The sequence below is a fragment of the Acetonema longum DSM 6540 genome, assembly GCF_000219125.1.
In the GTDB taxonomy this organism is placed as follows: Bacteria; Bacillota; Negativicutes; order Sporomusales; family Acetonemataceae; genus Acetonema; species Acetonema longum.
This window is the reverse complement of sequence record NZ_AFGF01000270.1, coordinates 1-19807: the sequence shown is the minus strand read 5'-3', so window position 1 is coordinate 19807 and position 19807 is coordinate 1. Positions and strand designations below refer to the sequence as shown.

The window sequence follows — 19807 nt, the reverse complement described above, 5'->3', positions numbered from 1 at the left end:
CTGAAGAATTCAAGTGACTTTTCGGCTTATGGGAAAACATCTACTACTACCTATCTCCCAAAAAGTCACAAATTCTGATAGCGCGACGAGGACGCGCGCGCAGACAGTACGTTCGAGAGGGTACGGCAAGCGCGCGCCCGCAGGAGCAACGAAGCAGATGGGCCTTTTTCAACGGTCCCCTAGCAGATGCGTCCGCCTCTCGACCCATGTTCGCGCACATGAACCCAGCTGCTGTATCGCGGATCCTGGGGATTTTCTTCTATCGCCGCCTTTTCCTCAAGATAGAGTTGAGTCTTGTCTGTGCTGTTATATAAAAGTCTGTCCTTCCCGATCGGACATACCTTGATGCAAATGCCGCAGGGAAAGCGGCGTTCATCCCGTATTTGGGCATGATGCTTGGCGCAGGCTACTTTATCCATAGCGGAAATCACCTGGCCCTCACGGGGGGTAAACGCCTGACTGGGACAGACCTTCTGACAATCCCGGCATTGGGTGCAAAGCTCCCTGGTCAGGATAGGGCCGCCCTCCAGCGCCAGACTGGTAAATACCGAAGCATAACGGACTCTCGGCCCGTATTGTTCCGTCAACAAAGTATGATTAAAGCCGATTGTTCCCAATCCGGCATATTTGCCGGCAAATACATGGCTGAAAGATGCCTTGGGCTTTTCAATCAATATTTTGATGTCGCCGTAGCCGTCACGGGGGAAGAACATGGACCCATGCCCCCGGTCATTTAAGTGAACGGCCAGACGGTAGGCTATTTGGTCAAGCAGAATATTGGCAGTGTTGTATTGTTCCACATAGTTGATTGAAGGGGTAGTCTCCAATATCGGCAGCAGAACCGGCACGCCGATCACGATGACCGTCTTTGCCTCAGGCCAGATGTTATGAGGGCGATAGGGAATCTCCACTTCGTTGAACTCATCCCAGCGGGTGACAGGGGCAAACCCGATCAAAGACGCCCCCAGATTTCGCGCAAATTGCGTCAGCTCTTGTTTAATCTCAGTGTCCATTTTTTATTTCATCTCTCCTCGCCGTTAGCGTGGTTTTGGGGATACCATATTGACATGCCGGTCAAACCGGAAAATAAAAAAGGCTAAAGACGTTCACTCGTCTTTAGCCTTCAGTTGCCTGATCAGCCGCATCAATTGCCTGTATCCCGTATTAATCTTTATATATTTGTACCATAGACCATGGTTGCTGTCAAGCCTTGCCTTATCCCGTCAATTATGTTTAACGGCCCCGCCGTGACGGGGCCGTTCCCGATAGCAAAATTTAATGCAACACTTCAAATATAACGATGAATACGACCAGTAAGGCAACGCCCAAGCCGAATGAATAACCGCAAAGTTTTTTTTCAATCGGCTGGAGATCAAACCATTCTTGCTCCGGTATCGCCTCTTCCCGTGCAGCCGGTCGGATCGGAGCCGAAACGCCCGTGTTGGCCATTATATTTTCCCCCTTGTCATGTATTGCAGAACTGAACCGCTTAACCGCCAATTACAGGCGGCTTGATACCATGATAGAACAGCCAGGAAATAAACAAACCTACCCAGAGAATAAAACCAAACAAAGCAACGACATACACGCCGATAATGCGGCCCAGGCCCGCATCCCACAGTTTGCGCACATTGGTGATCAATCCTATGGAAAAGAAGCATAAGCCGAAGAATATTCCCCGCAGCAGATTTGCCTGGTTAGCGCCGGCCTCAGCCGCCTTTACAACCGGCGGATTGTATATGCCGATGAGGAACAAGACCAGGGCAGTAGCGATAAAGCCAAGGACAAATTTGGGGAAACGGTCCCAAATTTCCCGTTTGGATATCTTAGCCGTTTCGCCTTTCGCTTCTCCCGGTTTTCCGTTAAGTCGGTATACCGACCAGATCACAGCCAGAAGAAAGGCCCATACGCCAATGAACACATCGATAAACAATTTGGTAGTGGTAGTGGCCATTAAAATCCAGCCTTCCTGGTAGTGGATGCCTTGCAAGGCCAGTGCCTTGCCTCGAATTAAGGCATCGGTAATAGCTCCGCTGGCAACCGCGCCGCCGTCGCTTTTAACGGCCAGCCCCATCCAGGCGCCGGCGACCATCGGCTCGTTGACTAAAAAAGCGGTGGCCAGCCAAGGCAGGAACAATATCTCAATCGCGACAAAGACGATAATGACCGACGCCAGGATGGCGGGCACAATGGGACGGGCCCGAATGGCGCCGCCGGTGGCAATAGCCGCAGCTACACCGCATATGGATATACCGGAGGCCAGGGGGGCCGCCCACTCGGGGGTGAATTTAAAGTAACGGCGGGAGATAAAATACACCACCGGCCAATAAATCAAATAGGCCTCCAGCACGGCGCAAAGCCCCCTGAAAATCACTGTACCGGCCAGGCCAAGCGCACTTACCGTCTTGATGCCAATCGCCATCCCTAATATAACAATCCCTGTTTTGATATACCATTCTGGCCTGGCAGCATCCACTAAAAATGCAGCGGCGCGAGGGAAAAAATTGCTAAGAATCAGACCGATGATCAAGGCGAAAACAAAGCCCAACTCGCCAAGACTTAAAGACCAGGGTATTTTGAAACTCGCCGCTTTGTCGGGAGTGGCCGCCAGATAGGCATAGTTGCCCAGAATCGTGGAAATAGCGGTAATCCAATAAATAATCGTAAAGCCGGTCACAAACCGTACCGGTTTGCTGCCCATGATAACAGCGCCTAATGTAGTAATGACCAGCACAAAAAGGTAGGTAACGATGGCGGAACCCCAGCCGCCCAGAGCGGAATAAGCTTGGGAATTGGGGCTAAACACTTTGGCAGTGTCTATCCAGACGTTATAACTCACTACCCAGCCTAACCAATCACTGCCCCAAATACGGCCGGCGCCAAGAACGACGATGAGCAAACCAAGCCATACCGCCCACCAGTCTTCACTTTTGAGTACGGTTTTCTGGTCATAGATTGATGGATTTTCAATACTCATCAAACTTCACCTTGCCTTTCTTAGCTTAACTATGCTGGAACTCCTGTTTATTATCGTCCTTACCACCCCCTTACTCTGTTGCCGGCTAAAAAGAAAAAGGCCAAAGAATGCTCTACAACATTCTTTGGCCTTTAGCCTTCTAATCAGCCATTTGATTCAATTATCTTATCCCGCAAGAGCGGTCTCCAGATCTGTTTTCAGATCCTCCACATCTTCCAGGCCCACCGACAGCCGCAGCAAGTTATCCGGGGTGCGGCTGTCAGGTCCTTCGATCGATTTCCGGTGTTCAATCAGACTCTCCACACCGCCCAGGCTGGTCGCCGGCGTAATGATTTTCACCTTGCCGGTTACGGCCAGGGCCGCTTCCCGGCCTCCGCGCACCTGAAACGACAGCATGGCGCCGAAGCCGTCCATTTGACGGGCAGCAACAGCATGGCCCTCATGACTGGCCAACCCGGGGTAATAGACCTTTTCCACCTGAGGCTTACTTTCCAGAAAGGCGGCAATTTGGGCGGCAATCCGGGTTTGCGCTTTCATCCGGCAGGGCAGGGTCTGAATCCCCCTGGATATCAGCCAACAGTCAAAAGGCGCCGGCACCGCACCGCCAATCCGCTGGATCATTCTGATCCGGGCAAAGAATTCGTCGTCATCCTTGCTGACCAGAGCTCCCCCCAGAACATCACTGTGGCCGCCGTGGTACTTGGTCGTGGACTGGATGACCAGGTCGGCGCCCAGTTCCAGCGGGCGCTGCAGGATCGGCGTGGCCCAGGTATTGTCACAGACGCATTTTGCCCCGGCAGCGCGGGCAATACCGGCAATGGCCCTGATGTCGGTAATTTTCAAGGTGGGATTGGAGGGAGTTTCGATATACACCAGCCTGGTGTTGGGCCGGACTGCCTGCTGCACCAATTCCGGGACCCTGGTATCCACAAAGGTAGCCTGAAGCCCCCATGGACCGTAAATATCCTTTATAATATGTACCGTGCCGTGATATAGTTCATCCGACACGACAATATGATCGCCGCCGGACAGCCCCTGCAGCAGGGCGTTAATAGCGGCCAGGCCGGATGAAAAAGCGGCGGCGGCCTTTCCTCCTTCCAGACTGCATAGGGATTGTTCCAGCGCCATCCGGTTCGGATTGTCCAGACGGGTATAAACATAACCGCGCGGATAGCCGCCGTCAGGGTCACGTTCAAATGTTGTCGACAAATAAAGCGGCAGTGCTACCGCGCCGGTCAGTGAATCGACATCGTGTCCAACATGGATGGCCTTGGTTGAAAGTTTCATGGCAGTTATCTCCTTCATGGCTTGCAAGATGACAGCGACGGGATAGCCTGTCAGGTCCGGTTATCCTGTCTAAACTGCCGCATCAACTGAAATATTTACCGTATTGCAATTAAAGCCTGTTCCAGATCATCAATCAAATCGGCCGGGTCCTCCAGGCCCAACGACAAACGGATCAATTCATCCGGCGCGCCGGCGCCGGCTCTTTGCTCAGTCGTCAATTGGGAATGGGTGGTGCTGGCGGGATGAATGACCAGGGACTTGGCGTCGCCTACATTGGCTAAAAGTGAAAATAGCTTGAGGGAATCAATGAACTTTCTGCCGGCTTTCAATCCGCCTTTAATACCGAAGGTCAAAATAGCACCGGCTCCTTTAGGCAGATACTTTTTAGCCAGAGCATGATCAGGGTGACTGGCCAGGCCCGGATAGCTGACCCAGGTGACCTGAGGGTGAGATTCCAGGTATCCGGCAATGGCCAGGACATTGTCACTATGGCGCTGCAGCCTGAGATGCAATGTTTCCAAACCCTGCAGGAACAAGAAGCTGTTAAAGGGGCTCAAAGCCGCGCCTAAATCCCGTAAAACCTGAACTCTCAGGCGAAGGATAAAGGCTAAATTAGCGAAGGCCTCGGTGTAAACCAGTCCGTGATAACTGGGGTCCGGTTCGGTGAGGGTAGGAAATTTGCCGTTGGTCCAGTCGAATTTGCCGCCGTCGATCACCAGGCCGCCCATAGAGGTGCCATGGCCGCCGATAAATTTGGTGGCCGAATGGATGACAATATCGGCGCCGAACTCAATCGGCCGGGTGAGATACGGAGTGGAGAAAGTGCTGTCGAGCAGAAGGGGAAGACCTGCTTCATGGGCGATGGCAGCTACTGCTTCAATATCAAAGACATCAATTTTAGGATTGCCGATGGTTTCACCATAGATAGCTTTGGTTTTCGGGGTAATAGCCCGGCGGAAGTTATCTGGGTCTTTCGGATCAACGAACTTCACGGTAATTCCCAGACGCGGCAAGGTATAGGCGAACATGTTATAAGTACCGCCATATAAGGTGGAAGAGCTGACAATCTCATCCCCAGCCTGGGCAATATTAAAAATAGCGCCGCTGATCGCCGCATGCCCGGAAGAAAAGGCCAGCGCCCCTACCCCGCCTTCCAGGGCTGCAATGCGCTTTTCCAGCACGTCATTGGTAGGATTCATAATCCGGCTGTAGATATTGCCGAATTCTTTGAGGCCAAACAAATTGGCCGCGTGTTCGGCGTTGCGGAAATTATAAGAGGTAGTTTGATAAATAGGCACGGCTCTCGACCCGGTAACCGGGTCAGGTTCCTGCCCCCCATGGACAGCTATTGTGTCTAAACGCAGGTTTTCCGGTAATGCCATAATCATACAATCTCCTCTCGGTTTTTAAAATCGGCTGCCTTAAACATCTTAAACAAGGAGGGGGGAGCCGTCACGCCGGGTGCTGCCGGTTAGACGGCTCATCTATGAAGAAAAGAAGGAAATAGCAATATTACCAAGTCGGAACAAAGGAGCCTTTATATTTTTCCTCAATCCACTGCTTTACTTCCGGAGTGTGGTAAGCCTTGATCAATTTTCGAAAAACCGGCTGGTCCTTATCTTTCCTACGTACCACCAGCAGATTGGCATAGGGTGAGTCTGGATCTTCCAGAATAATGGCGTCCTTGGTCGGGACTAAGCCGGCGACTATGGCATAGTTGGTATTAATGGCGGCTGCATCCAGATCATCCAATGAACGGGGAATTTGCGCCGCATCCAGCTCCCTTATCTTAATTTTTTTAGGATTTTCCGCAATATCTGCCAAAGTTGCTTTAATACCGGCCCCAGGCTTCAACTTGATCACTCCGCCTTTTTCCAGGATAGCCAGGGCCCGGCCGCTATTACTCGGATCGTTGGGAATGGCAATCGTCGCTCCCTCTTTCAGCTCAGTCGCGTTTTTTACCCGTTTCGAATAAATCCCCATGGGAAAGATCACAGTTTTGGCGATTGAAACAAACTCATACTTCCGATCCTTAATCTGATTATCCAGCCATGGCTGGTGCTGATAGCTGTTGACGTCGATATCCCCCTGGCTTAAGGCGATATTTGGCGTCATGTAATCGGTAAACTCGACAATCTGGATGTCCAGGCCGTCTCTTGCCGCAATCTTTTTCACGACCTCCATAATTTCCGCGTGAGGTCCGGCCGACACCCCGACCTTAATGGATTTTCTCTCCGCAGCCACGGGCTTTTCTTCTTTTGCGCCGCCGCACCCGGTGATGATGCCGGTTAGAGCGATGAGCAGAACGAGTAGACTGACAATTTGTCTTTTCACAATGCTTTCCTCCTGTCGGAGCAGACTGCAAAAAGCGGAGGCCGGACATAACCTTGTTATGCCCGGCCTCCGCTGGTACAGTCAGCCGTAACTTTCATATTAAAATTTATTGTAGAACTTTTCCTGTCTGCCGTCAACATTTTTTAACGGCGTTTTTAAATGGCGGTAACTATTAAACGGACGCGTTATGGTCATAGGCCAGTCTGGCCAGCGCGGCAGCGCCGTAAGCAAGCATTTTCTCATCAATATTGAATTGAGCATGATGCCATGGATGGATGATGCCATGGTCACGATTGCCTGAACCCAGCCAAAGAAAAATTCCCGGCACTTGCTGCTGATACTGGCTGAAATCTTCCGTGGCCATCGTGGGGTGGGACGCTAAAATTTTCCCCTCCCCGAATATACCGCCCAAAGATCTTCGACAGAAATCAGCCAGCTCCGGCGGATTGACTACCGGCGGAAACCCCTGGAGGAAATTAATTTCCGCCTTTGTTCCCATGGCCAAGGCAGTGCAGTGGACAACCCGTTTTATGGTTTTTAGAAGATCATTCACTATTTGGGTATTGGTCAGGCGTATTGTCCCTTCCATTTCAACACATGGCGGAATGACATTGCGAGCCGTTCCTCCATGAATTTTTCCAATAGACAGGACCAGCGGCTCGGCCGGGTCGGTAAACCGGCTGACCACCGCCTGCAGTGCCTGAATGATGTCGGCTGCCGCCAGAATAGGATCTCTGGCTTTATGCGGCATGGCCCCATGCCCCTCGACACCGGTAATGTTCAGGTAAAAAGGAATATTCGCCGCCATCAGGGCGCCATCCTTGATTCCAATGCTCCCCACCGGCGGTTCGGGCTGATTATGCAGGCCAAAGATAGCGTTAACACCGGCCAGGACGCCGCTTTTGACAACAGACATCGCGCCGCCGCCGGTTTCTTCGGCCGGCTGAAAGATAAAGCGAACACTGCCAGTCAATTCTTCGGCCCGGCCGGTAAGTAAGCATGCCGCTCCCAGCAGGCAGGCCGTGTGCGCGTCATGTCCGCAGGCATGCATCATGCCCTGACGCCGGGAAATATAGCCTACGCTGTTTCGTTCCTGGATGGGCAGCGCATCAATATCGGCCCTTAGAGCTGCAACCGGTCCCGGATGCCTTCCTCGTAACTCCGCCAATACGCCGGTGGGATGAGGCCATGGCAACAGCGTTAACCCAAGCCTGGTCAACAGACGTCGGATAAACCGGGTCGTACGGTATTCCTGCCAGCTGAGTTCCGGATAGCGGTGAATAAACTGCCGTATTGCCGCAAGTTTAGGCAAATTGTGTATTGCCTGCTCATAAAACGGGTCCACTGTCGCCAACCCCTGTCAAAATGTCCGACTGGATCTGGTCATTAACTCCTTTTGGCCGATCCCTCCAGGCCGGCTCAGATACCGTCGCCGTTTACTCCTTCCAGTAATGGATATTGGAGATTTTTACGAAATTGAACGATAAACCCTTCCCGAATTACAATAATAATTTGCTCCAATACCGGATTTGCCCCGTTGAACTGCCGTTCGTCACTGCCGATAAATTGCTCCATTCGCTTCTGCTCCTTTCCGATATCCGCCTGCCGGCTCCTGCCAGCTAATAATAAAAACACTAAAAGCATCGGGGGCATAAGCCCGCCTTGCGCCTTCAGTGTTTCTGATCAGCAAACCCCTGTTTAATTGACTTGACTCAAACGATACCATGTCCGGGTGTTTTTGTCAATAGACCCGTGTTCCATTAAATTTTTCTACAATCCTTCTAAAATAGCGACAGTTGCCCAGCAAGTCCGGACTATGCTTGAACAGGCCGCCGCCAATCAGAAAGATCACATCCCGGCCGTAAACCTCCAAGAGTTCGGGAACCCGTTCCAGGCTCATGCCGCCGCCGGGACTGGGGAAAATCGGCTTGATATGCCCCATGGACGCGGCAGCGCCCTGGACGATTGCCTGACATTCTTCCCGGCTGAAGGAAAATCGTCCGCCGAAATTGGGATAAATCACGGCATCCGCTCCGGCCAGACGGGTCAGCTGACCAAACAGGGCATAGTGGCTCATGCCGCTTTCCGGGCTTAATACATAGCTTCCCTGAAAAGCCGGATGGCTGATGATTGGCAGGCTGAGGCTATCATCCTCCGCCAGTTGACGCAGAACGTCAATCCCTGCCAGAGCCGGGGCCAGCATCAGTCCGCCGGCCCCCAGTTCCTTGGCCAGTTTGGCCCGGGGCAGCACCTGATCGGCCGGGGCTGTGACATTGGGTACATAGACGGCCCGATTGCCCGTTTCCCGGTTGGCTCGGGCCACGGCGGCCACGCAAAGCCGGACTCTGTCTTCAAACGGAGCAAAAGGCTGATTGGTCAGTCCGTGGTCATCCTTGATAATATCCATGCCGCCCAAAGCCAGCTGATAGGCCAGATCTGCCAACTGACAGGCTGACAGGCCCATGGGTTTCAAGGCGGTAAATAACAGGGGTCTGTCATAGACATCCAGAAGCTTTCTCAATCCCTCACGGCCAAAGCGGGGCCGCGGAAGACAGATAACAGAGAAGGCGGCAGCCGGAATTCCAGCACCCGGATGCCGGGTTTGATGCTGATATTGCCAAACATGACATTCATCAGCTGCGTCAGCTCTCCCGCCGCCGTTTCCGCCGCAAAACTGATTTCAGCCTGATAGCCGTCGGAGCAGGCAAAAAAGTTCTCGATCCGGCCTACGACCTCATCCCGGATAAAGCCGGCGGGCAATAATTCTTCCGGGAATTCCACGGTTTGCTCCAGGCAGATATCTCTGGCCCTGGCGTAAGCATCGGCTCGAGTGCCCGGCAAATAGTAAATTACCTGAAAACGTTCTCCCGACAACAACCCATCCACTCCCCTAAATGTTCAAAAGGCTAAGACTGTACGCCGCCACGACACGCACTCTCAGGAAACCGTTGAAAAAGGCCCACCTGCGTCGTTGCTCCTGCGGGCGCGCGCTCACCGTACCCTTACAAACACAAACGTACAGCTTTCGCGCGCGTCCTCGTCGCGCCTAGCATCTGAACCTTTTTGAACGGTTTCAGATTCGAGGCCATAGGTGTTTTTCAACAAATTTCTAGTACCTTGCATCATCAATTTAATTTGTATATACATTATCATAAACCGCTGATTCCAGCAAGCTCCAGTTGCTGCTGCAGGTCGCTCCAGGAGCGTTTGGCGAATACCAGCGGTACGCCTTGGGATTTGGCCGACTTTTTGATATACCTGGCTGTATTGTGATTGAGATAATCCGTCATTACCACGACTAAAGACGTGGCTTTGGGGATGCGAATCCGACTTTGATCATTGGCGTTGCGCCCGGTAACATGCGCAGCCACGGGAATCCCCATATCCTGCAGCTTTTTTTCAAGGGTCCCCAAATGGTCGGCGCCCACAATCATCACTGACATGCCTTTTCCTCCTCATCTGTAATAATAAAGAAAGCATGAGAAACAAGATCCCGTCCTGTCTCATGCCTTCAGTTGCCTGATCAGCCTATTTTTGTTGCCAGCCAGCCGGTTAGCAGTGAAGTCAATTCCTCATGCTTACCGGTGAATACATGGTCGGCCTCAATGACCTTGAACTCTTTCTCTCCCTGGTATTCCCGGAACAGTTCCTCTGAACCGCTTAGGGGTACGATGGCATCCTGATTGCCATGAACAATCAACAGCGGGGAGCTGTGCTGCTGAGGCTCATAACGGTTCTCCGCTAGATCCTGTACAAAATTTGAAGCAATGCTGAAACCCTTTCCCAAGAAATTCGCGATTGGCCGGCCAGACAGCGATTGCCGCCACAAGCCGGGCCCCAGAATTTCCGTTTGAAAATTGGCCACAGGATGCACTACTGGCGCCAGAGCCAGCCGCTCGGCTATGGAATCCTGAGTATGGCTTAGAACCACCAGTCCGCCCAGACTGCGTCCCAGCAAGTAGATGGGCAGCCCTTCAAATTCCGGCACCTTATTGACCCAGGCAATCACATTCTTCAGGTCCTCCCGCCAGCCTTTGACAGTAGTATCCTGGGCGAATTCCCCTTCGCTTTCCCCAGAACCGGCAAAATCGAACCGCACAGCGATAAATCCCGCCACAACCAGAGCTTTAGCGATATTTTTCATCAATTGATTAGCGCCTATCTTGTCGCCAGTAAAGCCGTGGCAGCAGATGACAACCGGCGTCTTTTGCACGGTAAAGCTGTCGGCATGAATCATGGCCGAGAGTCGTTTATTCCTGCTGAAAATCCATTCATGCTGTTGTTGCATTTTTTCCCTTCTTTCGGTAGTTCGCCGTATGGATTAATTAGGAAGTACGGAAAAGAAAAGGCCAGAATCTCCTGCCAGCAGGAAATTTTGGCCTTCAGTAGTCTGATCAGCGTAGAACAATATATATTTTTTGTAGGATACACCATGGGAACTGCCGGTGTCAAGAGAAATTTCTTATTTCAGTTTGCCGCCTTCCACCACAATGTCTTCCGGATTGACGGAATCGCCATAAGCCGGTCTCAGCGTGGCTTCATAGGCTTTATGTACAAAGTTTTCCTTGCCGAGGGTTTCTAATTCTCGATTGATCCAGTCCAGCAATTCCTTATTACCCTTCTTCACGGCCGGAGCAATGGTGTCCAGGCTGCCCAGAGTCGGCACACCCACCGTAAATCCGGGGTTTTGTCTGGCCCAGGCGAACAACAAGGTATTATCCTGGGACAAAGCAACGCCCCGTTTGTCCTTTAGCGCCTCAAAAGCTTGGGTAATTTGATCGAATTTCAGCTGTTCCACGTCCGGGTGGTTTTTGGCAAAGTATGTTTCAGCCGTGGTACCTTTTATGATAATCAGCTTTTTCCCTTTCAGCTGGTCTGCGGAAGTGATAGGAGCATCTGTTGGGGAGACCACACCTATAGCCACTTTCATATAAGGGTCGGCGAAATCGACTTTTTGTTTTCTTTCTTCAGTCACGGTAAAGTTAGCCAAAACAATGTCTACCTTATTGGTCTGCAGATACTCCACCCGGCTGGCCGGTTCCAGCAATACAAATTCAATTTTGGACTCATCGCCCAGCAAATCTTTAGCGAACCGTTTGGCGATATATACGTCAAAGCCTTGGTTTTTTCCCTGGGCATCCACATAGCCAAAGGGCGGCTTGTCGCCGAAGATGCCGATTTTCACTACGCCGCGTTGTTTAATTTCGGCAATCGCACTTTTATTTTGGGCATCCGGTTTGCCGCTGGTTTGGCTTGAGCCGCAGCCGGCCAGTACTCCCGCTAAAAATAAGGCGCTGAAAAGGACCGTCAGGATCTTCTTGATGTTTATCATGCTTCACTGTTCCCTTCTTTTCTTTTATTTTTCGTAATGGAATATATTTAAAAATTGTTGTGCACGCTCTGTCCGGGGCGATGTGAAAAATTCATCCGGCCTGGCAGTTTCGCAGATTTTCCCCTGATCGATAAATACGATACGGTCGGCAACTGCTTGGGCAAAACCCATTTCGTGCGTCACAATCAACATAGTCATTCCCTGCCGGGCGAGTCCCAGGATGACGTCCAAGACTTCCCGCACCATTTCCGGGTCAAGGGCTGCCGTCACCTCGTCAAACAGCATCATTTCCGGATTCATGCACAAGGCCCGAACAATGGCAATGCGCTGTTTCTGTCCGCCGGAAAGCTGCCGGGGATAGGCGTTTTTGCGGTCCCGCAAACCAACCCGGTCCAACAGCTGCTCGGCTTGTTCCTGAGCTTCTTTCCTGGCTCTTTTTTGCACCTTTAAAGGTCCCAGCAGGACATTCTCCAACACTGTCATATGGGGAAAGAGATCATAACTCTGAAATACCATGCCAATCTTTTGGCGAAATTCCTGCCAATTAACATTGGAAGCGGCAAGGTTCTCGCCATGGAAGCGTATCTCTCCTCCCTGTACGGGTTCCAGCCCGTTCAGGCAGCGCAGCAGGGTGCTTTTGCCGCAGCCGGAAGGTCCCAGGACAACGACGACCTCTCCTTTTTGGATGTTGAGACTAATACCGTCCAGCACCGTCACTCCGTCATATTCTTTATGTAAATTCTGTATGGCAAGCAAGATTTGTGTCTGTTCACTAATAGCCAAAACCCCCTAATTATCCCATCTATCTTCAAGTTTCTTCGACAGTCTCGACAGAGGATAGCAGACAATAAAGTACAGCAAAAAGATCAAGCCATAAATCCAGAAAGAGGCAGTCGGCGTTTTTAACAAGGACAGTTCGATAATCTGCTGACCGACCTTCACTACGTCGATCACGCCGATCAGGACTACCAAAGAAGTTGTTTTGATCATTCTGGTGGCTAAATTCATAGCGCCGGGCAGCATCCGCCTTACAGCCTGGGGGATCAGCACATAGCGGTAAAGTCCCCAGAAGCTGAGTCCCAGCGCCCGGCCCGATTCTATCTGATGCTTTGGCAAGGACTCCAGCGCCCCCCGCACCAGGTCGCTCATTTCGGCGGCGCCCCACAGGCTGAATACAATCAGCGCCGCCACTTCGCCGTCCAGATGAATATCAAAGACTCCGGTGGCGCCGAAATAAACAATAAACAACCAGACCAGAATAGGGATAATGCGAAATACTTCCAAATAAAGCCGACAGGCAAATCGCACGATTTTCCAGCGGGATGTCCGGACCAGACCAAGCAGGATACCCAGCGCGCAGCCAACAGCCAGGGAGATAAAGGCGATACGGACTGTAATCAGTAAACCGCCCATCAGCCGCTGCAAGTTGATCCCTTCCGTAATTACGCTAATTCCCGAATTCAGCATAGCGCACTTTCCTTTCCAGCCAGGTTAAGAAAACGGACAGAGGCAGGAGCAGGATAAGATAGGAGACCACCAGCATCGCCAGAGATTCCACGGTCATATAATACATGCCGATCAAATCCTGGGTGACATGCATCAGGTCGGGTATGGCGATAACGCCGACAATAGAGGTTTCCTTGAGCAGGAAGATGCAATTTGCTCCGATGGCCGGTATGGTCATTGCTACAGCCTGAGGAAGAATTACATAGCGCACCAGTTGAACTTTGGACAGCCCAATGCTGAGGCCTGATTCGATCTGGGACCGGCTTACCGACTCAATACCGCCGCGAAAAGCTTCCGCCATATAACTGCCCCCCAAAAACGACAGGCCCAGGACGGCGCAAGTCTCTTCGCTTAAGGTGATGCCCAGCTTGGTTAGGCCATAGTACAAAAAGAATAGCTGGATCAACAGAGGCGTATTACGGGATAGCTCAATATAAACCCGGACCGCCTTCTGCAAGCCCGCCGCTTTGTAATATAAGACTATACTGCACAGCAGGCCGATAACCAAAGAAGCCGCTATACCGAAAGCCGCCAGTTTTAGCGTGATCCAGGCCGCCTTTTGATAAAGCGGCACATTATTGATAATAAACTCCCAGTTGATATTCATCTACCACCTTATAAATAATAAAAGGCCAAAATCCCCTGCAAGCAGGAAATTTTGGCCTTCAGTTCTTCTGATCAGCACACCGTTATCTTTTCTTTCTTAAGATACACCAGGCGGTCGACCGTGTCAAGCGGAAATTTTTCTTTTAATTCCACCTGACCTGCTCCTTTTTGAACTTTTTCCAACCATCTCAATCCTCGAATCTGGGCCCTTTTCAACGGTCCCCTTCGAGAATCACATTGCCATCGATATAAGAAAACGGCTCTTCTTTAAACCAATGATCAAAATAGGGCTGGTCATTGTTCTGGGACAGATTGCGGTTAAAGGCCGGGTTTCGCAGGATCCGGGCCAGCCGGCGGGCAACCTCAAAGGTTCCGTTATAGCCCATATAATTATTGCTCTGCTGGAAGATGGGCAGGACCGGCAGTCCGTGTCGCGCCGCCCAGCCGTTGTTGTTGACATGCCCCAGATAGACATCGGGTTTCAATTTTTCGATCAGATTGGCCTGTTCAAAAGGTTGACCTGTGGCCACATTAATGGGAATTTTCTCTCTGTTAGCCAGATCATCCAGTAAATTATCGGCGAATTGATCGTAATGATAGGCTCTCAGTCCGATAACCTCCATGCCTAAATACTGCAGCATCTCGGCAGTAGCGATAACCCGTATTTCACCAGCGCAGGCCAGCACCCGCTTGCCCTGAAACTGGGGGCGGAATGGAGCGATGGCCTCTTCCAATTCGGCATTTTCCCGGGAAATCAGTTGCTTAGCCTGTTCCTCCAGGCCAAAATGGCCGGCGATATCCAAAATCCATTTGTTGGTGTTCTTCACACCGATTGGAATGGTGTTCAGAATAAAGGGAATGCCGAACAGGTCGCGCAAATGCTCCACGAAATAATCGTCATGAGTGGCGCAGATACTGATGTTCAAGGCTGCCTCAGTGGCCTCTTTGAACTGTTCGGGATGAGCAAAGTGAGGCAGAATATTGACAGTCAGTCCCAGCGCCTGCAGCAGGCGGGATAATTCCAATTCATCGGCCCGGCTCATAGAAGACACATTGAGTAAATTCACGGTACGGCTTTTGCGCAATTTGCAGCGGAATTCTTCGGTTTCATCCAAAATCACAGATTTATCTCTTTCCGGCGGGGCTGTAAGATTGCGTAGAATGCCGTGATACACTGCATCATAAGCGCTGGCCATGATCCTGCTCTTGAACCCTTCGCAATGGACCGGGGCCAGTCTGGCATGGACCTGAGGCTGCAGTTCTGCCAGCAGCCCGTCCAGATCGTCGCCGATTAAAGCCGGTACGCAACTGTTGACCACCATTATAATCTCTGGCCGGAATTCCTGTTCCGCATAAAAAACAGCCTCCTGCACCGCTGTTTCCCCGCCCCGGATGACATCAGCCTCGCCTAGATTGGTGGACAGCCAGATTAATCCCTGGGCCTGGGGATCCCGCAGTTTCTTAAAGGTTTTGACGGAACCGGCGGAAGACACATTACTGCCGCCGCAGCCCACCGGACCGTGGACGATAATCACTGTATCCCGGAAGGTGTTTAGTGAAGCCAGGCTTAAATTCAACTGGCACCCCTGGGTCTGAGAGAAGCTGCGGCGCAGACCGTTGATGCAGCCTTTCCGGGACTGTTTCACCAGAACGGGGCAAGAGCCGCCGTAAGCGTTGCATACTCTCAGGCGGTCTTCCCGCACCGGTGGTGTTTTTTCTTTTATATAATCCACAATGGCTCACTCCCCTTTTAACGAGTTCCTACTAATTGCGACAATAGGTCCTCTGCCAATCGTAAGGCCCCGGAGCAGCCGGCATAGGCCCGGTCCAGCACGACCCTGTTGGATATGGGATAGGAAATACTGAGATGGGATGCTCCCAAATCATCAGCCAGGTCTTTGTCAAACAGGCTGCCCAGGACAAAAGCGGGACTGAAGGAATCATAGTAGCGCCTGCCCCGGTTGGGCGGCCAGCGTTTGGCCAGGTATTTTGCCACTGAAGCTGTGTCTGTATCAAAGGCCACCAGCGGGCGAATCTCCTTGCGCAGGCGGTTGAACCGTTCCAGTACCGGCCCTTGTTTTTCCTCTTCCATACCATCGGTGATCACTACTACTTCCGGCAGCCAGCCCAGATCGTTTCCCAGAAAAGCCGTCAGTGAAGATGCATAGTTGGAGTCGGCCACAATGACAGCATAGCGCTGAAAGTCAAGATCATTATAGCCATCGGCCAGGCGGGTGAAATAGTCGTAAAAACGGGCCTGCTCCTGACTGACGACCTGATTGGCAGTCTTGGCAGTCAATCCCAAAGTCTGAGCCACCTCCCGCAAAAACGCTGCCGTAGCCGTAGGTCCGATGGGCAAAGGCGTCGTCAGGTAGGGCGTGTTGTGAATCTCAGAAAACACTTTGGCCGGCTGAACGCCCCAAGAGTCGGAAAGAACGATATTGAGGGCGGCTTTGCCGGCATTGCGCAAGTTTTCCAGCGTTTCCCCTTCACCGAAAAAAGTGTTCACTTTTAATCCCAATTGGTGCAAAAGTTGTTTGACAGCCGCCAGGTTGCCTTTCCAAAAAACATCCTGCACCGGTACAACTCCCCAGAGATTTACAGTTTGAGTATCTTTCACCGCCTGAGCCGGCACAAACTCTTTAAACAGGGTTTCCAGCACAATTTCGTAGCCCCGGTAGGAGTTTCCCAAAAAACCGCCGGTGTCTGCCGCCAGAAGGTTAGCGCCGCTTTCCCGGAAACGCCGGGTGACATTGAGGGCGTCATCGCCAATGATTTCAGTCATACAACCTGTGACTACGAAGTAAAGGTCCCCCTTCATGATTTTCAGGGTATTGGCGATTTGTTCGGCCAGCCTCTCCTCGCCGCCGAAGACAATTTCTTTTTCGGCGACATTAGAACTGGATGTAGCCAAGCCGCCGCAATAACCGCCCCCCAGATAACCGGAAGCGCCGTGCAGAGCATTGCCGATATTGCCGCCGCAGCCAGCAGCGGCGTGTATGATGGGTACGGCTTTGGGAAGGGCGTTCAGCGTGGCCAAAGCGCCGCCTAAAGCGCAAAGAAACCGGGGACGCTCAATGAATTTTGTCATAATCTGGGCCTCCTTATCTTATACCTGCTTCACCCTACCACCCAAGACCGTTCAAAAAGGTCCAGATGCTAGATCAGAGAGACGCTCTGCGTCTCCATACTGTGAAGAATTCAGATGACTTTTCACTGATGAGAAATCATCTACTACTACCACCACTCTCTGAAAAGTCATGAATTCTGATACAGCGCGACGAGGACGGGCGTGAGACTGTACGTTCAGAGGCCCGCCCGCAGGAGGCTGAAGTGACGCAGATGGGCCTTTTTCAACGGTCTCTAATCCTGAAATAGCGGGGTGTTGAGATACCGCTCCCCATTATCCGGTAAAATAGTTACAATCAGTTTCCCTTTATTTTCGGCGCGGCTGGCCAGCTGCAGGGCGGCAAATGCCGCTGCCCCGGAGGAAATCCCCACCAGCAGTCCTTCTTCCCGCGCAAGTCGTTTAGAGGTTTCAAAGGCTTCTTCATTCTTCACCTTGAATATGTGATCGATAATGCCGGCATTGATCACATCCGGCACAAATCCGGCGCCGATACCCTGGATTTTATGTTTCCAAGAACTCAAAAATTCCTTGCTGGTCTTCATTTTTATTGAAGTGCTGGTTGATAAATTTGCCGTCGCTGCTGGCGACAGCTACTTTCGCCGACATGCTTTTCCTCCTCTCGGATTCCTCCTACCCATGGGAAAAGGTAGTTGCCGCTTCCCTCTGACCATATAACTGTTCAGCGAAATCTATCCCCGCGCCGGGAATACCGCAGGCATCGGCCCGGCACCGCCGGCAATGCCGGAATACCGGCAAGTGACGTTCAGCCGCTTCTCTGGCCGCATTCATTTCCTGGCAGTCAGGCGCCCGATATTTAGCAAATTCGTGCTGGGGAATCAAGGGAATGACATTGATGAACTCCGCTCCTGCCGCCGCGGCCAGCCTGGCGACTTCTCCGGTCTGATGATCATTGACGCCGGGAATCAGCACCGTATTAACCTTGACAGCAATTCCCAAGTCCACGGCCCGGCGGATTCCCACCTGCTGGGATATCAAAAGCTTTTCGGCCGCCGACCGGCCGGTCAGATACTGACCGCGATAAACAATGCAGCTGCAAACCTTGGCGACGGTATCCACATCAGCCCCGTTCATAGTCACGGTAATCGTGCGGACGCCGGCCTCCGCGGCTTCCCGGGCCTTATCAGGCAACCGCAGCCCGTTGGTGCTCAGGCAGTTGATCAGATGCGGGAAACGCTGATGAATCAATCGGAAAGCAGCCAAAGCATGACCGGTGGCTAATGTGTCCCCCGGTCCGGCAATGCCGGCCACCGTAATCTGGGTGCACAGTCCCAGAGCTCTTTCCACTGTTTCCAGTGCCTCTTGGGCTGTTAACAGGCAAGAACTGACTCCGGGACGGTTTTCATCCTTATTCAGGCTGCGTTTACAAAACCGGCACCGAATGTTGCAGGCTGGGCTGACCGGCAAATGAATCCGCCCAAACCGGGCATGAGCTTCTCCGTTGAAGCAAGGATGTTTTTTGATCAGATGATTATAGCGACCCGGCGCCGGCTGATTGGCGCAAAAACTCATCGAACTTCCCCCTTTTCAAATGGAAAAAATATCCAGATAGGGTATCTCTGGCCTTCGGTTTTCCAATCAGCCGGAGCGATGCTTGGTACTATTTTACTGTATCCGGAACTCCCGGCAGAGTAACAAAGCTGTTTTTTTGCAGGGCCGGCACATCTACGTTAGCGCCAAGCATACCGACTTTCTGCAATTCGCCGGCAGTTATGCCAAAGGCATCATAAGCGCCGGACACCGAGGGAATGTAGTTGAAGGTCTTTAATACCTGAGCATTAAAGGCGGCATCGCCGGCCACATACTTTTTCTCTACCTGGATTTTGGCAACTTCGTCGGGATGTTGAGCCACATAGGCGCTGGCTTTCTGCATGGCACGGGTGTATTTCGCGGCTATTTCCGGATTATTTTTGGCCAAAGTATCTTTTACATACGCCGAGCAGCAATATTGCTCGTGATAGGGAGCGGTTACCGCCGAATCCAGCAGAGTGTTCAAATTATACTCCCTGGCGGCGATCGAGGCCACCGGGTCATTGGCGGCAATAGCGTCAATAGCGCCTTTTTGCAAGGCTAGGGGCAGTTCGGCGTTGCTGAACACGACAAATTCAACTTCTAAGTTTTTTTCGCTCACGCCGATCCCGGCGGCAGCTAAGGCACGCTTGGCGAAAATAATCGGGCTGCTGGTCAGGCTGGGAACGCCGATGCGTTTGCCTTTGAGGTCAGCAGCGGTATTGATGCCGGAGGTTTTAGGAACCAACACCTTGTCGCAGCCAGTATGGAGGCCGGTGGTGATTTTAATCGGCAGACCGTTGGAAAGAGGCTGGATCAGGCTGGCCAACAAGCCGAAGCCCGCTTCTACCTGACCGGCGGTAATAGCTTCAAAGGCAGTGCCGGGAGCCAGTTTAATCAGCTCCACTTTCAGACCTTCTTCGGCAAAAAAACCTTTTTCATAGGCCATGTGCACCGGACCTTCGCACAGGCTGCCGCTGTAACCGACTTTCAGGACATACTCCCCGGCTTTGGGCGCCGCTGCTTTTTGACCGCATCCCGCTACCAGGAGCGCCGCTGACAGCATAGTGGCTATCAGCATTTTGAATCTGGGTTTCATTAGATCCAC

General features: G+C 52.0%; 20 protein-coding genes and 1 pseudogene. All 21 read right to left on the bottom strand.

The window, feature by feature from the left end; genetic code table 11:
- Positions 1-179 precede the first annotated feature (179 nt).
- Positions 180-1013 (bottom strand): 4Fe-4S dicluster domain-containing protein, encoded by an 834-nt coding sequence (locus ALO_RS19830; protein WP_004099811.1) that lies wholly within the window; start codon positions 1011-1013, stop codon positions 180-182.
- A 262-nt stretch (positions 1014-1275) separates the two neighbouring features.
- Positions 1276-1449, bottom strand: coding sequence for a hypothetical protein (locus ALO_RS22665; protein ID WP_004099808.1), 174 nt, complete (start codon positions 1447-1449; stop codon positions 1276-1278).
- A gap of 40 nt (positions 1450-1489) precedes the next feature.
- A complete protein-coding gene (locus tag ALO_RS19825; protein WP_004099805.1) occupies positions 1490-2977 on the bottom strand; it encodes a putative sulfate exporter family transporter in 1488 nt (495 codons plus the stop codon).
- Positions 2978-3142: 165 nt separating this feature from the next.
- Entirely contained in the window at positions 3143-4264 is a 1122-nt protein-coding gene (locus ALO_RS19820) for a trans-sulfuration enzyme family protein (protein WP_004099801.1), read from the bottom strand.
- 95 nt (positions 4265-4359) lie between these two features.
- Positions 4360-5646, bottom strand: coding sequence for a homocysteine synthase (locus ALO_RS19815; RefSeq protein WP_004099800.1), 1287 nt, complete (start codon positions 5644-5646; stop codon positions 4360-4362).
- Between the two features lie 130 nt (positions 5647-5776).
- Positions 5777-6598 carry a MetQ/NlpA family ABC transporter substrate-binding protein gene (locus ALO_RS19810; protein ID WP_004099798.1) on the bottom strand — a complete coding sequence of 274 codons (822 nt, stop codon included), beginning with the start codon at positions 6596-6598 and terminating at the stop codon, positions 5777-5779.
- Between the two features lie 172 nt (positions 6599-6770).
- Positions 6771-7943, bottom strand: a complete 1173-nt coding sequence (locus ALO_RS19805) for a M20 metallopeptidase family protein (protein ID WP_004099796.1) — start codon at positions 7941-7943, stop codon at positions 6771-6773.
- 74 nt (positions 7944-8017) lie between these two features.
- On the bottom strand, positions 8018-8173 hold the full coding sequence (locus ALO_RS22660; protein WP_169313161.1) for a hypothetical protein: 156 nt from the start codon (positions 8171-8173) through the stop codon (positions 8018-8020).
- A gap of 166 nt (positions 8174-8339) precedes the next feature.
- Positions 8340-9119 (bottom strand): RuBisCO large subunit C-terminal-like domain-containing protein, encoded by a 780-nt coding sequence (locus ALO_RS19795; RefSeq protein WP_202945826.1) that lies wholly within the window; start codon positions 9117-9119, stop codon positions 8340-8342.
- Positions 9116-9472: a hypothetical protein gene (locus ALO_RS22960; protein WP_202945825.1), complete on the bottom strand. Its 357-nt coding sequence runs from the start codon at positions 9470-9472 to the stop codon at positions 9116-9118. Before ALO_RS22960 ends, ALO_RS19795 begins: the two co-directional genes overlap by 4 nt.
- 275 nt (positions 9473-9747) lie before the next feature.
- On the bottom strand, positions 9748-10041 hold the full coding sequence (locus ALO_RS19790) for a DUF2325 domain-containing protein (RefSeq protein ID WP_004099789.1): 294 nt from the start codon (positions 10039-10041) through the stop codon (positions 9748-9750).
- An 80-nt stretch (positions 10042-10121) separates the two neighbouring features.
- Complete coding sequence (locus ALO_RS19785; protein WP_004099788.1) at positions 10122-10886, bottom strand: alpha/beta hydrolase; 765 nt, start codon at positions 10884-10886, stop codon at positions 10122-10124.
- A 174-nt stretch (positions 10887-11060) separates the two neighbouring features.
- Positions 11061-11930, bottom strand: a complete 870-nt coding sequence (locus ALO_RS19780; RefSeq protein WP_004099785.1) for a cysteine ABC transporter substrate-binding protein — start codon at positions 11928-11930, stop codon at positions 11061-11063.
- Positions 11931-11954: 24 nt separating this feature from the next.
- A complete protein-coding gene (locus ALO_RS19775) occupies positions 11955-12713 on the bottom strand; it encodes an amino acid ABC transporter ATP-binding protein (RefSeq protein WP_004099784.1) in 759 nt (252 codons plus the stop codon).
- Between the two features lie 6 nt (positions 12714-12719).
- Entirely contained in the window at positions 12720-13397 is a 678-nt protein-coding gene (locus ALO_RS19770) for an amino acid ABC transporter permease (protein WP_040294029.1), read from the bottom strand.
- Positions 13378-14043, bottom strand: coding sequence for an amino acid ABC transporter permease (locus ALO_RS19765; RefSeq protein ID WP_004099781.1), 666 nt, complete (start codon positions 14041-14043; stop codon positions 13378-13380). The genes ALO_RS19770 and ALO_RS19765 overlap by 20 nt, the downstream gene beginning before the upstream one ends.
- Before the next feature lie 211 nt (positions 14044-14254).
- Entirely contained in the window at positions 14255-15775 is a 1521-nt protein-coding gene (locus ALO_RS19760) for a nitrogenase component 1 (RefSeq protein WP_004099776.1), read from the bottom strand.
- 17 nt (positions 15776-15792) lie between these two features.
- Positions 15793-17133 (bottom strand): nitrogenase component 1, encoded by a 1341-nt coding sequence (locus tag ALO_RS19755; protein ID WP_004099774.1) that lies wholly within the window; start codon positions 17131-17133, stop codon positions 15793-15795.
- 272 nt (positions 17134-17405) lie between these two features.
- Positions 17406-17678 (bottom strand): annotated as a pseudogene (locus ALO_RS19750) (pyridoxal-phosphate dependent enzyme); the annotation flags it as partial.
- 124 nt (positions 17679-17802) lie between these two features.
- Complete coding sequence (locus ALO_RS19745; RefSeq protein WP_004099768.1) at positions 17803-18702, bottom strand: radical SAM protein; 900 nt, start codon at positions 18700-18702, stop codon at positions 17803-17805.
- Positions 18703-18790: 88 nt separating this feature from the next.
- Positions 18791-19798 (bottom strand): ABC transporter substrate-binding protein, encoded by a 1008-nt coding sequence (locus ALO_RS19740; protein WP_040294028.1) that lies wholly within the window; start codon positions 19796-19798, stop codon positions 18791-18793.
- Positions 19799-19807: the final 9 nt, after the last annotated feature.

Excerpts from the sequence above, each read along its gene's own strand:
- ALO_RS19830 (WP_004099811.1), bottom strand. The coding sequence starts at position 1,013 with ATGGACACTGAGATTAAACAAGAGCTGACGCAATTTGCGCGAAATCTG.
- ALO_RS22665 (WP_004099808.1), bottom strand. The coding sequence starts at position 1,449 with ATGGCCAACACGGGCGTTTCGGCTCCGATCCGACCGGCTGCACGGGAA.
- ALO_RS19825 (WP_004099805.1), bottom strand. The coding sequence starts at position 2,977 with ATGAGTATTGAAAATCCATCAATCTATGACCAGAAAACCGTACTCAAA.
- ALO_RS19820 (WP_004099801.1), bottom strand. The coding sequence starts at position 4,264 with ATGAAACTTTCAACCAAGGCCATCCATGTTGGACACGATGTCGATTCA.
- ALO_RS19815 (WP_004099800.1), bottom strand. The coding sequence starts at position 5,646 with ATGGCATTACCGGAAAACCTGCGTTTAGACACAATAGCTGTCCATGGG.
- ALO_RS22660 (WP_169313161.1), bottom strand. The coding sequence starts at position 8,173 with ATGGAGCAATTTATCGGCAGTGACGAACGGCAGTTCAACGGGGCAAAT.
- ALO_RS19790 (WP_004099789.1), bottom strand. The coding sequence starts at position 10,041 with ATGTCAGTGATGATTGTGGGCGCCGACCATTTGGGGACCCTTGAAAAA.
- ALO_RS19785 (WP_004099788.1), bottom strand. The coding sequence starts at position 10,886 with ATGCAACAACAGCATGAATGGATTTTCAGCAGGAATAAACGACTCTCG.
- ALO_RS19780 (WP_004099785.1), bottom strand. The coding sequence starts at position 11,930 with ATGATAAACATCAAGAAGATCCTGACGGTCCTTTTCAGCGCCTTATTT.
- ALO_RS19770 (WP_040294029.1), bottom strand. The coding sequence starts at position 13,397 with ATGCTGAATTCGGGAATTAGCGTAATTACGGAAGGGATCAACTTGCAG.
- ALO_RS19765 (WP_004099781.1), bottom strand. The coding sequence starts at position 14,043 with ATGAATATCAACTGGGAGTTTATTATCAATAATGTGCCGCTTTATCAA.
- ALO_RS19755 (WP_004099774.1), bottom strand. The coding sequence starts at position 17,133 with ATGACAAAATTCATTGAGCGTCCCCGGTTTCTTTGCGCTTTAGGCGGC.
- ALO_RS19745 (WP_004099768.1), bottom strand. The coding sequence starts at position 18,702 with ATGAGTTTTTGCGCCAATCAGCCGGCGCCGGGTCGCTATAATCATCTG.
- ALO_RS19740 (WP_040294028.1), bottom strand. The coding sequence starts at position 19,798 with ATGAAACCCAGATTCAAAATGCTGATAGCCACTATGCTGTCAGCGGCG.